This is a genomic window from Pseudonocardia zijingensis, from assembly GCF_042657305.1.
GTDB lineage: Bacteria > Actinomycetota > Actinomycetes > Mycobacteriales > Pseudonocardiaceae > Pseudonocardia > Pseudonocardia zijingensis.
Window position 1 is genome coordinate 104,486 of sequence record NZ_JBHSKO010000025.1, and the last position, 11,785, is coordinate 116,270.

General features: G+C 73.6%; 11 protein-coding genes. 6 read left to right on the top strand and 5 right to left on the bottom strand.

Features of this window, described 5'->3' with window-relative positions:
* Position 1: 1 nt before the first annotated feature.
* The 4 genes from ACFPL3_RS33885 to ACFPL3_RS33900 all read right to left on the bottom strand — a co-directional run bounded on the left by ACFPL3_RS33885 (position 2) and on the right by ACFPL3_RS33900 (position 4,667).
* A complete protein-coding gene (locus ACFPL3_RS33885; RefSeq protein ID WP_343943036.1) occupies positions 2-940 on the bottom strand; it encodes a carbohydrate ABC transporter permease in 939 nt (312 codons plus the stop codon).
* A gap of 81 nt (positions 941-1,021) precedes the next feature.
* Positions 1,022-2,458, bottom strand: coding sequence for an ABC transporter substrate-binding protein (locus ACFPL3_RS33890; protein WP_343943037.1), 1,437 nt, complete (start codon positions 2,456-2,458; stop codon positions 1,022-1,024).
* Positions 2,455-3,120: a histidine phosphatase family protein gene (locus ACFPL3_RS33895; protein WP_343943038.1), complete on the bottom strand. Its 666-nt coding sequence runs from the start codon at positions 3,118-3,120 to the stop codon at positions 2,455-2,457. Before ACFPL3_RS33895 ends, ACFPL3_RS33890 begins: the two co-directional genes overlap by 4 nt.
* The gene (locus ACFPL3_RS33900; RefSeq protein ID WP_343943039.1) at positions 3,117-4,667 is read right to left on the bottom strand and encodes an FGGY-family carbohydrate kinase; all 1,551 of its coding nucleotides are present in this window, start codon (positions 4,665-4,667) and stop codon (positions 3,117-3,119) included. Before ACFPL3_RS33900 ends, ACFPL3_RS33895 begins: the two co-directional genes overlap by 4 nt.
* A 226-nt stretch (positions 4,668-4,893) precedes the next feature.
* Between ACFPL3_RS33900 and ACFPL3_RS33905 the strand changes: the two genes are divergently transcribed.
* Genes ACFPL3_RS33905 through ACFPL3_RS33920 form a run of 4 tightly spaced genes read left to right on the top strand, consistent with a single transcriptional unit; the run spans position 4,894 to position 9,596 of the window.
* Positions 4,894-5,718, top strand: a complete 825-nt coding sequence (locus tag ACFPL3_RS33905; RefSeq protein WP_343943040.1) for a DeoR/GlpR family DNA-binding transcription regulator — start codon at positions 4,894-4,896, stop codon at positions 5,716-5,718.
* Between the two features lie 43 nt (positions 5,719-5,761).
* Positions 5,762-6,409, top strand: a complete 648-nt coding sequence (locus ACFPL3_RS33910; protein WP_343943041.1) for a class II aldolase/adducin family protein — start codon at positions 5,762-5,764, stop codon at positions 6,407-6,409.
* The gene (locus ACFPL3_RS33915) at positions 6,406-7,908 is read left to right on the top strand and encodes an FGGY-family carbohydrate kinase (protein ID WP_343943042.1); all 1,503 of its coding nucleotides are present in this window, start codon (positions 6,406-6,408) and stop codon (positions 7,906-7,908) included. Before ACFPL3_RS33910 ends, ACFPL3_RS33915 begins: the two co-directional genes overlap by 4 nt.
* Positions 7,905-9,596: a glycerol-3-phosphate dehydrogenase/oxidase gene (locus ACFPL3_RS33920; RefSeq protein ID WP_343943043.1), complete on the top strand. Its 1,692-nt coding sequence runs from the start codon at positions 7,905-7,907 to the stop codon at positions 9,594-9,596. Before ACFPL3_RS33915 ends, ACFPL3_RS33920 begins: the two co-directional genes overlap by 4 nt.
* Here ACFPL3_RS33920 and ACFPL3_RS33925 read toward each other — a convergent pair.
* Positions 9,551-10,531, bottom strand: a complete 981-nt coding sequence (locus tag ACFPL3_RS33925) for a hypothetical protein (RefSeq protein ID WP_343943044.1) — start codon at positions 10,529-10,531, stop codon at positions 9,551-9,553. The two genes, ACFPL3_RS33920 and ACFPL3_RS33925, sit on opposite strands and share 46 nt — an antisense overlap.
* Before the next feature lie 69 nt (positions 10,532-10,600).
* Between ACFPL3_RS33925 and ACFPL3_RS33930 the strand changes: the two genes are divergently transcribed.
* Positions 10,601-11,098: a GNAT family N-acetyltransferase gene (locus ACFPL3_RS33930; protein ID WP_343943045.1), complete on the top strand. Its 498-nt coding sequence runs from the start codon at positions 10,601-10,603 to the stop codon at positions 11,096-11,098.
* Between the two features lie 84 nt (positions 11,099-11,182).
* Entirely contained in the window at positions 11,183-11,647 is a 465-nt protein-coding gene (locus tag ACFPL3_RS33935; protein ID WP_379590181.1) for a DUF4383 domain-containing protein, read from the top strand.
* The last annotated feature ends 138 nt before the right edge of the window (positions 11,648-11,785 follow it).

An 11,785-nucleotide genomic window follows, 5' to 3' on the forward strand; every position in this document is an offset into this window, starting at 1 on the left:
CCTACTCCTCCGATCCTGCGGCGCGCCGCTGGGCCTTGCCCAGCACGCTCACCAGGTAGCGGGCGGTCACGAAGACGATCGCCCAGAGCAGGAACATGTACGTGCTGCCCTGCGAGTACTGCAGCTGGATGATCGAGTTCTGGTACGCGCCGATCTGGAGGGTGCGCGTGGCGTCGCCCGGGCCGCCCGCCGTCAGCACGAACACGTGGTCGAAGATCTTCAGGCAGTCCATGAACCGGAAGATCACCGCCACCAGGATGTAGGGCCACATCATCGGCAGCATCAGGCGCCGGAACATGTAGAACCAGCCCGCGCCGTCCACCGCGGAGGCCTCGAACGGCTCCTTCGGCAGCGACCGGATCCCCGCCAGCACGAGGATCGCCACGAACGGCGTGAAGATCCAGACGTCGACGAGGATCACCGACCAGATCGCGGTGCCCTCACCCAGCCAGTCGAACGTCGATCCGAGGCCGAGCACGTGGTTGAGCACCCCGAACTGCGGGTTGAACATCAGGCCCCAGATCACGCCCGCGATCACCGGCGCGATCATCAGCGGCAGGATCAGCACCCGCTCGAACACCCGCCCGATCAGGCTCGACCGGTTGAGCAGCAGCGCGATCCCGACGCCCAGCACCGTCTCGACGACCGTGGCCACCACCGCGTAGAGCAGGGTGACGCGCACGCTCGTCCAGAACGACGGGTCCGAGAGGATCTCGGCGAAGTTCTCCAGCCCGATGAACACCGGCCGGCGCACCACGGCCGCGTAGTTGAGGAACGCGTAGTAGGCGCCCAGCACGAACGGGTAGAGGATCCCGACGATGATCAGCACCGCCGGGATCGACAGCACGTACGGCCGCAGCGAGCGCCGCCAGGCCGGCACCGGCCGCGGCTCGCGCCGCACGGCCGGTGCCGGGGTCTTCGGTGGGGCGGTGGTGGTCACGGCGTGCTCCGGTATGCCGGCAAGGTGGCTTCACTGGCGTCATACGCCGGCAAAGCCACCTTGCCGGCGTGGAGGTGGCGCCTAGCCGGCACGGTTGACCGCCGTCGTGTTGGCCGCCGCCAGCGCGTCGAGGCGCGTCTTCGCGTCCTGGCCCGCGTAGATGTCCTGCAGGGCCACCGCCCACTCCTCGGTGGTCTCGAAGAACTGGGTCTGCGGCGTGAACTTGATGTCGGTGGCGCCGATGACCTTCTCGAAGGTCTCCTGGTAGCCGGGGAAGCCACCGAGGGTCTGCTTGAACGCCCCCTCGAACACCGACGCGCGGGTCGGGTCGGCGAAGCCGGCCTGCCCGGTCTGCACGGCCTTGGTCTGGGCGTCCTTGCCGGTGGCCCACTGGATGAACAGCCACGCCGCGAGCTTCTTCTGCGACGCCGAGTTCATGGCGAGCGACCAGGTCCACAGGTTGGTGTCGTAGCTGCCGTCCGGGCCGGCCGGGCCCGGGTGCCAGGCGAGGTTGCCGGCCTGCGCGCTGTTGCCCGCGATGTTCTGCGGGTACGTGGCCGAGTCGGCGTCGTACACCATCATCGCGGTGCCCGCGCCCAGGTCACCGGTGCAGTCCGGGTACTCGTACGTGGTCCACGAGGTCGGGCCCGCGGCGCGGGCGAGCTCCACCCACTTGCGCGTGAAGTCCACGGCCTGCGGCGAGTTCATCGTGGCCTGGAGCTGGTCGCCCTGCAGCTCGTAGTCGGTGCAGCCCTCGCGGGTGAACTGCGTCATGAAGCCCGGGTGGATCGTGGCCCACGACCGGGACCCGCGGAACGCGATGCCGTAGGTGTTGTTGGCCCGGTCGGTGAGGTCGGTGGCGAGCTGGACGAGGTCGTCGAAGGTCTCGGCGGGCCGGATGCCGCGGCGGTCGAACTCCGTCTTGTTGTAACAGAGCACGTTGGTCTCGAAGCCCCACGGGATCGCCCACTGGCCACCGGTGCCGAGCGGGCTGCCCACCTGGAAGTCCCAGGACGTCGAGCGGCGCAGGCCCTCGTAGATGTCCTCGAAGTCGTAGTCGGGGTTGGTGGCCGAGCTGTTCTCCAGCCAGGGCTTCAGGTCCTCCATCCACCCGGGAGGCCCGTAGGTCCAGATGAAGTAGGCGCCGGTCATGAACGCGTCGTAGTTGCCGGCGCCGCTCGCGAGCTCGGTGTTGAGGCGGGTGAAGTAGTCGGCCTCCGCCACCAGGTCGGCCTTCACCGTGATGCCCGTGAGCTCGGTGAACTCGGCCAAGAGCGGCTGGAACGCCACCTGGTAGGGGTGCGGCGTCTGCAGCACGGAGATCTCGGTGCCTTCCGCCTTGCGCCAGTCGAAGCCGCCGGTGACCTCGGCAGCACCGTTCTCGGTGGCGGGGCCGTCCCCGCCGGTGCCGAGGCCGCACGCGGCGAGCAGCGACGACGCGCCGACGGCAGCGCCGCCGACGCCGAGCATGCGCAGCAGGTCACGTCGGGTGGGGGTCCAGAGCTCGCGGCCGGTCATGCGGTCCTCCCTGCGGTCGGGGCCGGCTCGTCTGCGGTGACGGCCGGTGAGGTGGGGACGTTGAGTGCCAGCAGCGCAGGCGGGGAGCCGCCGTCGGCCGGCACGCGCAGGCGGGTGGCGGCGGCGTTCTCCAGCCGCGGCAGCACCGCGCGGTAGCGCGAGAGGGGGATGCCCAGCCACGCGCACAGCGCGAGGCGCAGCAGCGTGTTGTGGGCGATCACGAGCACGGACCGGCCCGCGTGGCGCTCGGCGATGTCGCGCAGGGCACCGACGGCGCGCTGCGCGGCGTCGGCGGGCGGTTCGGCGCCGGGGAACGGGTGCGCGGCCGGGTCGGCGACGAACGCCTCGGTGGCCTCGGGGTAGGTCTCGCGCAGCTCGGCGAGGGTGCGGCCCTCGGCGATGCCGAAGTCGACCTCGCGCAGGCCGGGCACCACCTCGGGCTCCAGCCCGAGCGCGGCGGACACCGGCGCGGCGGTGGCCAGCGCGCGCGGCACCGGGGAGCAGACGAGCACGTCGAACTGCTGGCGGGCGGCCCAGTCGGCGAGGGCGACGGCCTGCGCGCGGCCGGTGTCGTCGAGCGGGACGTCGCTCACGCCGGTGTAGCGGTTCTCGGCGTGCCAGATGGTGCGTCCGTGGCGGACGAGGGTGAGGTGGGTGGTCACGAGTGGCTCCCGCCGGCGGCGTCGGAGGCCAGGAAAGCCACTTTGCTGTCCTGTGCGGCCCTGAATGTGGCTTTCCTGAACTCGCGGAACCCCGGCTCGAGCCACCCCCGCTCCACGAGCGCCTCCACCAACCTCTCGTAGCCCTCGGTCAGCTCGCCCGCCCGGGACGGGTCCGGCTCGAACCGCTTGCGCATCCGCACCATCGCCTCGGCGGTGGCGGCGAGTTCACCCCGCGGTGCGGCCGCGAGCACGGCCGAGCCGATCGCGGAGCCCGCGTGCTCCGGCACGGCCACCGGCCGCTGCAGCACGTCGGCGCGCAGCTGGGTCCACCAATCGTTGCGGCTGCCCCCGCCGGTGGCGACCACCGGGCCGGAGACGTCGGCGCCGAGCCCGGCGAGCACGTCGAACGCCAGCCGCTCGACGTATGCCACCCCGTGGGTCACCCGCTGGAACCGGCCGGCGGGGTCCGGGTCGGCCGGCCCGCCGACGTCGAACCCCTCGGCGTCGTCGGCGACGAACGGGAAGCGCTCCCCCCGTCCGGCCAGCGGGTAGGTCGCGCCCGCGGGTACCCCGCGTGCCCGCGCGCGCTCGGTCAACTCGTCGAGGTCGGCCCCGGGCAGCTCGTCGGCGAGGACGCCGGCGCCGGTGCTGGAGGCGCCGCCGGGCAGCCAGCCGCCGTCGGGGTTGCGGTGGCTGTACACGGCGCCGGACGGGTCGTGCAGCAGCTCGGGTGTGGAGCCCTTCAGCACGAGCGTGGTGCCCAGCGCCGAGCACCAGCTCCCGGGGGCGAGCGCGGCCGTGGCCACCTGGGCGGCGCACCCGTCGGTCATCCCCGCGACGATCGGGGTGCCTGCCGGGATGCCGGACTGCGCGGCGCCCGCAGCCGACACCGCAGCCACCCGCTCCCCCGGCGCGACCACCGGCGGGAGCACCGCGGGGTCGACGCCGATCCGGTCGAGCACGGCGGCGGGCCAGCCGTCGGCGAGCAGGTCGTAGCCGGTCTTGAGCGCGTGGCTCCAGTCGGTGGGCACGGGGTGCCCGGCGAGGCGGGCACCGATGTGGTCGGCCTGGTGGGCGAGCCGGTGCCCGGCCGGCACGGGCGCGTGCGCCGCGAGCCAGGCCACCTTGGGCAGTGCCCAGCTCGCCTGCATCCGGTAGCCGAGCGCGGTCCACAGCTGGGCGCCCTCGTCCTGCACGCGTGCGGCCTCAGCGGCGGCGCGCCGGTCGTCGTACATCAGCGCCGGTCCGGTGGCCTGGCCCTGCGCGTCCTGGACGACGAGGGTGCCGGAGGTCGAGTCGATGCTCACGCCGCCCACGGGGCGCCCGTCCAGCCCGGCGAGTGCCTCGCGCGTGGCCTCGCAGGTGGCGCGCCACCAGTCGGCGGGGTCCTGCTCGTGCCGGTCGCCGGCGCGCACGTCGCTCTCCAGGGCCGCGGACCCGGTGCCGAGCAGCGCGCCCGCGCCGTCCACGAGGACGGCGCGCACGCCCTGCGTGCCGAGGTCGATGCCCACCCAGAGCGGGGCGTCGACGGGCGTGGTTCCGGGCAACGGTGCTCCTCACGGTCAGCGCGCTGTGCGCGGCGACACAGTAGGACGGCCCTCATCTCACGTCAACACGTTGTTGTCACACCGAGATCCGTGAAGTGTTGGCCCAGTCTGATCCACTCCGTGCCGGACTTCACATCGAAAGCAGCGTTGTTCACATCGCAGCTTGACGGATCCGCTGTGACACGCTGTGATGCCAGTCGCAAGAGCCCGACGAAGGAGGCGAGCGGTGGCAGAGCGGGAGGCGCACGCAGCCGGCCCGGCGCCCGATGCACCCCGCACGCTCGGTCCCGAGGGCAGGCAGGCCCGGATCACCGACCTCGTGCTCAGCACCGGTTCGGTGTCGGCGCAGGAGCTCGCCGAGACCTTCGGCGTGTCCGTGATGACCATCCACCGCGACCTCGACGAGCTGCAGCGCCAAGGGGTGCTCCGCAAGTCGCGCGGGATCGCCACGGCACAGCCGAGCGGCACGTTCGAGTCCAACGTCGAGTACCGCGCCAAGGCCAACATCGAGGCGAAGCGGCTCATCGCCCAGCACGCCTGCCGCCACGTGGAGCCCGGGATGTCGGTGCTCCTGGACGACTCCACCACCGCGCTGCAGATGCTCCCCCACCTGGCTGCGCTCGCCCCGCTCACGGTGGCCACGAACTACCTCGCCGCGCTCGTCGAGCTCGCCCGGATGCGCGACGTGCAGGTGGTGGCCCTCGGCGGGCACTACGACGTGCAGCACGACTCGTTCCTCGGCTCCACCTGCGTGGACGCCGTGAACTCCATGCGTTTCGACGCCGCGTTCGTCAGCACGTCCGCGGTCGGTGACGGTTACGCCTTCCACCAGGAGGACAAGATCGTCACGGTGAAGCGCGCGATGGTGGACGTCGCCGCGCGCACCCACCTGCTGATCGACCACACGAAGCTCACCCGCAACGCACTGCACCGCCTGCTGCCCCTGCACCGGTTCGCGTCGGTCGTCGTCGACCCCGCCGTCTCGTCCCGCGACCTGGCCGCGCTGCGCGAGAACGACGTGCTCGTGGAGGTCGCGAGCGGTGCCGGCTGAGCGGCACGGCCGCTCCAGTGAAGAGAGATCGAGAGGATCGCCCATGCTCCTGCACGACGAACGCGTCCAGCTGGTGGAGTACTGCCGCCGGATGCAGGCCGACCAGCTCACCGTCGGCACCTCGGGCAACCTGTCGATCCGCTCCGGTGACCACATCGCGATCACCCCGAGCGGCGCGGCGTACGAGGACCTCACCCCCGAGTCGATCTGCGTGATCGACCTGGACGGCAACAGCCTCGAGGACGGGCTCGAGCCGTCGTCGGAGGTGCCGATGCACACGTCGGTGTACAAGAGCACCGATGCGACGGCGGTGGTGCACACCCACCCGCTCTACGCCAGCACGCTGTCCGCGGTGGTGGACGAACTGCCCGCGGTGCACTACATGGTGGCGCTGCTGGGCGGCCCGGTCCGCGTGGCGCCGTACGCGACGTTCGGCAGCCCGGAGCTGGCCGACAACAGCATCAAGGCGATGGAGGGCCGGTTCGGCGCGATCCTGCAGAACCACGGCGCCACCACCTACGGCGACAGCATCGCGAAGGCCTACACCCGCAGCGTCTACCTGGAGTGGGTCTGCCAGATGTACTACCAGGCGAAGCTGTTCGGGCAGCCCAACATCCTCCCCGACGAGGAGATCGCCCGCGTCGCCGAGAAGCTGACCACCTACGGGCAGTCGGTTCCGGCCCGGTCATGACTCGCGCCTGGCTCGGCATCGACGCCGGGACGTCGGTGGTGAAGGCCGCCCTGTTCGACGACACGGGCGAGGCGCTGGCCGTCGCGGGCCGCCCTCTGGAGCTCGTGCACGGCGCCGACGACGCGGTGGAGCAGGACCTCGACGCTATCGTCACCGCGATCGCGGAGGTCGCGCAGGAGGTCTCGGCGGGCCGCACCCCGCACGTCGTCGCGATCACGGGCCAGGGCGACGGCTGCTGGGTCACCGACGAGGCGGGCCGGCCGGTACGGCCCGGGCTGTCGTGGCTGGACGGCCGGGCGAGCGCGCTGCTGGGCCGGTGGAACGCCGAGGGTGTGACGGAGCGGGTGTTCCGCGCCAACGGCACCACGGTGTTCCCCGGGGCGCCCGGTCCGCTGCTCGCCTGGCTGGACGCGCACGAGCCGGACGTCCTCGACCGGGCCGCCACGGCGGGCGCCTGCAAGGACGCCGTGTTCACGCGGCTCACCGGGGAGCGCGCCACCGACCCCAGCGACAGCTCGATGCCCTTCGGCGACGGCACCGGCACCGGCTACAGCGCCGACGCCCTCGAGGCGATGGGGCTGACCCACCGCCGCGACCTGCTCGCGCCGATCACCGTGCCCGTGCCCCAGGCGCCGCTGTCGGACGCCGGTGCCGAGCTGCTGGGCATGCCGGCGGGCACGCCGATCAGCTCGGGGCCGTTCGACTTCCCGGCCTGCGCGCGCGGCGGCGGGGTCCGCGAGGTCGACGAGGCGCTGCTGATCGTCGGCACCACGCTGGGCTGCATGGTCCACGTCGACCGCCTCGCCACCGAGGGCGACCCGGCGGGGTTCTCCGTGGCCACCGGGGAGCCCGGGCGGTGGCTGCGGGCGATGCCCGCGATGGTCGGCACGGCCTCGATGGACTGGATGTTGCGCACGCTCGGCCTCGGCGTCGACGCGATCGACGCCGCGCTCGCCACCAGCCCGCCGGGCGCGGGTGGCGTGGAGGTGCTGCCGTACTTCGCGACGTCGGGCGAGCGCGCCCCGTTCGTCGACCCGCACGCGTCCGGGCAGGTCACCGGTGTGCGGCTGACCACGACGCGGGAGGACCTGGTGCGGGCGGTCTGCGAGGGGCTCGCGTACGCGGCGCGGCACTGCTTCGATGCCGCCCGTAGCGTGCGCACACCCGGCGCGGAGGCGAGCGGGCCGGCGCGGATCGTGGCCTGCGGCGGCGGCACCCGCTCCCGGCCGTGGCTGCAGGTGTTCGCCGACGTGCTCGGCGTGCCGCTGGAGCTCGCCCGCACCCCGGAGGTCGGGGCCCGGGGCGCGGTGCTGGCGGCGGCGGCCGCGCGCGGGGAGGACCTCGACGTGGACACCTGGACCGCACCGGAGGACGTCGTGGAACCCGATCCTGCCGTCGCGGCGCGCTACGCCGACGGCTACGCGCGCTACCTGGAGCACGTGAAGGCGGCGCGGCCGTTCTGGGCCACCCGCCCGGCGTCGGCGGCGGTGTCGGCATGACCGGCGCCCTCTCCCCCGATGGCCGCGACGCGGCGATCGCGGCCGCGCGGTCGGGCCGGTTCGACGTGGCGGTGGTCGGCGGCGGGATCACCGGTGCCGGGGTGGCGCTCGACGCCGCGGCGCGCGGGCTTTCGGTCGTGCTGCTCGAGGCGGGCGACCTGGCGTCGGGCACGTCGTCGCGCTCGGGCAAGACCGTGCACGGTGGGCTGCGCTACCTGGAGCAGCTGAACTTCGGGCTGGTGGCGGAGGCGCTGCACGAGCGCGACCTGCTGGTACGCACGCTGGCCCCGCACCTGGTGACGCCCGAGCCGTTCCTGTTCCCGCTGACGAAGCGATGGGAGCGCCCCTACATCGGCGCGGGTGTGCTGCTCTACGACGTGATGGCGGCCGCGGGACGCACCGGCGGCCGGGGCGGCGTGCCGCACCACCGACACCTCACCCGGCGCGGCGCGCTGCGCGAGGCACCCGGGCTGGATCCGGGCGTCGTCACCGGTGCCCTGCAGTACTACGACGGCCGCATGGACGACGCGCGGCTCACGGTGGCGGTGGCCCGCACGGCGGCCGCGCACGGCGCGGTGGTGCTGAGCCACGCGCCCGTGGTGGACGTGCTCCGCGACGGCGCCCGCGTCGCCGGGGTCACGGTCGAGGCGGACGGGAACCGGTTCGACGTCAGCGCGTCGGTGGTGGTCAACGCCGCCGGCGTGTGGGCGGCGGACGTACAGGCCATGGCGGGCCCGGCGACGTTCGCGGTGCGCCCCGCCAAAGGCGTGCACCTGCTGGTGGAACAGGAGGCGTTCGACTCGCGCACGGGCATCCTCGCCCGCGCCGAGGACTCGGTGATCATCCTGCGGAAGTGGTTCGGGCACTGGCTGCTCGGCACCACCGACACCGCGTACGACGGCGACCGCCGCACGCCCGCCGTCGAGCAGGCCGACGTCGACTACCTGCTGCGCAACGTCAACCGCTACCTCGCCCGGCCGCTGTCGCGCGACGACGTGCTGGGCGCGTTCGCCGGGCTGCGACCGCTGCTCGCACCGGTGGCGCGCGACCCCGCCACCACGTCGGCGCTCTCCCGCGACCACACGGTGGTGGAGGAACCCGCCGGGATGGTGACCGTCGTCGGGGGCAAGTACACGACCTACCGGCGGATGGCGCGCGACGCCGTCGACGCCGTCGGCCGGGCCCTCGGCGACACCCTGCCGCCGTGCCCCACCGCGGAACTGCCGCTCGTCGGCGCGGCCGGGTGGCGGGCCGTCGGCAACCGGGCGGCGCGCCTCGCGGCCGAGCACCGGGTGGACGAGGCGCACGTGCGCCGCATGCTCCACCGCTATGGCGACGAGCTGCCGGACGTCCTCGCCCCGGTACCGGCGGACCCTGCGCTGGGCCGCCCGCTCCCCGGCGCGGAGGAGTACCTGCCGGTGGAGTTCCGGCGCGCTGTCACGCACGAGGGCGCGCGCACGCTCGCGGACGTGCTGCACCGCCGCACACACCTGGCCATCGAACGCACCGACGGCGGGCTGTCCGCGGCACCGGCCGTGGCCGCCCTGCTCGCGCCATTGCTCGGCTGGGACGCCGACCGGCAGGCGGCCGAAGTGGCCGCGTACCGGGAGGAGGTGGAGCGCGACCGCGCCGGCCTCGCGGGTCACGGCGAGGGCAGTGACTCGGCGGCGCCGTCGCGGACGAGGTAGGCGAACGCCGGGACGGCCGGGCGGGTGAAGCCGTAGGAGATGGTGACCTCCACCCGCACGCCGCCCGCCGCGGCCGCGGTGGTGACGAGCAGCGACGTGGGCTGCACCACTCGATCGAGGGCGGCGAGGAAACGCGGGTCCGCGGTCAGCAGGGGCAGGACGGGCGCGACGACGTGGAGGGTCGCCTCGTCGATCGTGGCGGTGCCGTCGACGGCGAGCGTGACCGTCGGCCGGCTCGGCGGCCCGCCCTCCGGCACCGGCACGACCGGCACGAGCGCGGCCCGCGGGCCCTGCGCCGTGGTGACCACCACGACCGCCGCGACGTCATCGCCCTGCGCCGATGGCGCGAGCGCGCGGTCGGGCACCGCACCGAGCTCGACCACGCCGTCGGCTTCCACCGTCGCGTCGGCGAAGCCGCGGAACCCGTCGTGCCCCGTGGCCACCCGCGCGGCGCCTGCGTCCTCGTCACCCACGAGGAACCGCCCGCTCAGCGGGAGGACGACCCCGCGGTCGAGCTCCGAGGCGAGCAGCCGGGAGTGCGCCGCGCCCGCGCGCAGCGCCGCTCCGGACTCCGGCAGCCGGACCTCGGCCACCCGGAGCAGCTCGTGGTAGCCGTCGATCGTCGGTTCGACGATGACGACGTGCGGCTCGCCGGTTCCGCTGAACCGTCCGGCGAACAGCACGCAGGACCGGGACAGGACGAACCGCGAGCCGCCGATGTCGCCGATCGTCTCGGCGCCCGGGTCGGTCAGCGCCGCCCACGCCCTGGTGAGCGTGTCGCCGTGGGAGAGCAGTTCACCGCGCGGCTCCGCGAACTCGCACGGCCGCGGGTGGGCCGTCGCGGCCCGCCATGCGTCGACCGCGGCAACCGACCCGGCCGCCACGAGTACTACACCGGCCAGTACGGCCACCACCCGGAGCACGGTCCTGCGCACGGGCCGATCATGGCGAGACCCGTGCCCGCGGACATCCGTGGATCTACGGATTCGGCCTAGTGTGCGGGCATGGTCGACGACGCGGTGGCGCTCCGACCGGCACGTCCCGAGGACGCGCCCGCGATCGCCGACATCTGGCGCCGAGGGTGGCGCGACGCCCACCTCGGCAACGTCCCAGACGAGCTGGTGGCCGCGCGCACGGACGTGTCGTTCGACGTCCGCGCGGCGGAGCGGACCGCCGACACGGTGGTCGCGACGGTCGGCGGCGCCGTCGCCGGGTTCGTGATGGTCGTCGGCGACGAGGTCGAGCAGGTCTACGTCGCGGCCGGGCACCGGGGCAGCGGGGTGGCCGCCGCGCTGCTCGCCGAGGCCGAACGCCTCGTGCGGGCGGGCGGGCACGAACGGGCCTGGCTCGCCGTGGTCGGCGGCAACACCCGGGCACGCCGGTTCTACGAGCGCGGCGGCTGGGTCGACGAGGGGCCCTTCGACCACGCCGCGGAGGGGCCCGCGGGGCCGATCCGCATACCCGCCCACCGGTACGTCAAGCACGTCCACGACGTGACCTGAACCCGCCCCGGTATCACCCGTTCGGACGTCTCGACGGCCCACCGTCGGGTACGTCGGGGATCGCGACCCCTCCTCCCGGGGGTCATGAATCCGAGGAGTACCACCTTGACCAGATCGTCCGGCACCGTCGGCGTGCACCGGCCCGTCCAGCGCGCCGCACAGGCCGTCGGAATCGTGTTCCTGTTGGTGGGCGTGCTCGGCTTCGTGCCCGGCATCACGACCGACGTCGGGCAGATGACGTTCGCGAGCCACGAGTCGGGCGCGATGCTGCTCGGCCTGTTCCAGGTCTCCGTCCTGCACAACGTCGTGCACCTGCTGTTCGGCGTGGCAGGCCTGGCGATGGCCCGCACGACGCCCGGCGCCCGCAACTTCCTGATCTACGGCGGCGTCGTCTACGGCGTCCTGTGGATCTACGGGCTGCTGATCGACCCGTCGAGCGCGGCCAACTTCGTGCCCCTCAACACCGCCGACAACTGGCTGCACTTCGTGCTGGCCGTCGGCATGGTCGCCCTCGGTTTCCTGGTCGGCCGCGACCGCCGCACCGTCTGACACCCTGACGCCCCGCCGCGCTCGGGCCTGGTCCGCGGACCGGGCCCGAGCGCGGTGGTGCACCCGCACGCGGTCACGAATCGATCACGCACCGAAACACCTGGACCTCCCGTCACGAGCAGACGCCCGGACATCACG

Coding starts and splice junctions, on each gene's coding strand:
- ACFPL3_RS33890 (WP_343943037.1), bottom strand. CDS start 2,458: ATGACCGGCCGCGAGCTCTGGACCCCCACCCGACGTGACCTGCTGCGC.
- ACFPL3_RS33910 (WP_343943041.1), top strand. CDS start 5,762: ATGCTCCTGCACGACGAACGCGTCCAGCTGGTGGAGTACTGCCGCCGG.
- ACFPL3_RS33915 (WP_343943042.1), top strand. CDS start 6,406: ATGACTCGCGCCTGGCTCGGCATCGACGCCGGGACGTCGGTGGTGAAG.
- ACFPL3_RS33920 (WP_343943043.1), top strand. CDS start 7,905: ATGACCGGCGCCCTCTCCCCCGATGGCCGCGACGCGGCGATCGCGGCC.
- ACFPL3_RS33930 (WP_343943045.1), top strand. CDS start 10,601: ATGGTCGACGACGCGGTGGCGCTCCGACCGGCACGTCCCGAGGACGCG.
- ACFPL3_RS33935 (WP_379590181.1), top strand. CDS start 11,183: ATGAATCCGAGGAGTACCACCTTGACCAGATCGTCCGGCACCGTCGGC.